This is a genomic window from Bartonella sp. MU37NMGALS, assembly GCF_042194015.1.
Lineage (GTDB): Bacteria > Pseudomonadota > Alphaproteobacteria > Rhizobiales > Rhizobiaceae > Bartonella > Bartonella grahamii.
Genome location: NZ_JBHIML010000098.1, coordinates 1 through 1063 on the forward strand (window position 1 = coordinate 1; position 1063 = coordinate 1063).

A 1063-nucleotide genomic window follows, 5' to 3' on the forward strand; every position below is an offset into this window, starting at 1 on the left:
ATCCTGAGTTTGGTAGCGAAGATGATTATTATCGTCATGAGTATTATGCTGATTTTGAAGGGTATTATGACGATGATGATAACAGCGAATATGAAAGTGATGCTGCGTAAATAACGGCGCGGGCGCGGCGGGGGCGCCTCCTTATAACCATTTCATTTAAAAATTTGTTTGAATATTAGATTAGGGAGCTACCTATGACCACTAAAAATGTATCTAAAAAATATGAGCTTATAAATGAAAGTCACGTTAAAGGGATTACTTTATACCGCATTCGTGCTTTAAAAGACTTTGCTGATGTTAAAGCTGGTGATTTAGGCGGCTTTATTGAAAAGGAAGATAACCTTTCTCATGATGGCAATTGCTGGGTTTATGATAATGCTTGTGTTGTAAAATCTGGTCGTGTTTATGAAAATGCAAGGGTATATGGCAACGCTGTCATTGGTGGTTTTGTTTATGGCAATGCGCATGTATATGATAAAACCCGCGTGTATTTTGGAGCTCATGTTTATGATAATGCGCATCTTTCTGATAAGGTGTGGGTTTATCAATATGCAAGGGTTTATGGGAATGCAAAATTAACAGGAAGTGCACGCATTTATAGCAAGGCTGAGGTTTATGATTATGCTGTTGTAAGTAGCTCTTCAAAAATTTATGGCAAGGTTTATGGCAATGCTAGCGTGGGTGGGTATGTTAAGGTCTATGGTTCTGTTTATGGGAATGCAAAAGTGACTGGTTATCACACCATTAGAGGTTTGGTACATGGCAATGCAAGATTAAAAAGAAATGATTATTCATATGTCAAACAAAACTTTTATTATGCATATGGAATTCCTGAAGATTGTGAAATTTATGAAAACGATACCGTTGTAAAGATTGTTGAAAATAAAGCAGCGTAAAGACGCGCGGGCGCGGCGGGGGTGCCCCTCTTTTAAATTTTCCATTCCAAATTTTAGCAAACGTTTATCACATTAAATTGTGAGGGTATCTCTATGTGCAAAAAATACGAATTAACCAGTGAAATCAAAAAAATCAAACATGCTCTTACTCGAAATATTATAAGCCT

Annotated in this window: 1 protein-coding gene; it reads left to right on the forward strand. The window is 37.0% G+C overall.

Annotation, left to right across the window (positions count from 1 at the left end):
- Positions 1 to 194: 194 nt before the first annotated feature.
- On the forward strand, positions 195 to 896 hold the full coding sequence (locus tag ACFIJP_RS09275; protein ID WP_375627133.1) for a hypothetical protein: 702 nt from the start codon (positions 195 to 197) through the stop codon (positions 894 to 896).
- Positions 897 to 1063 lie beyond the last annotated feature (167 nt).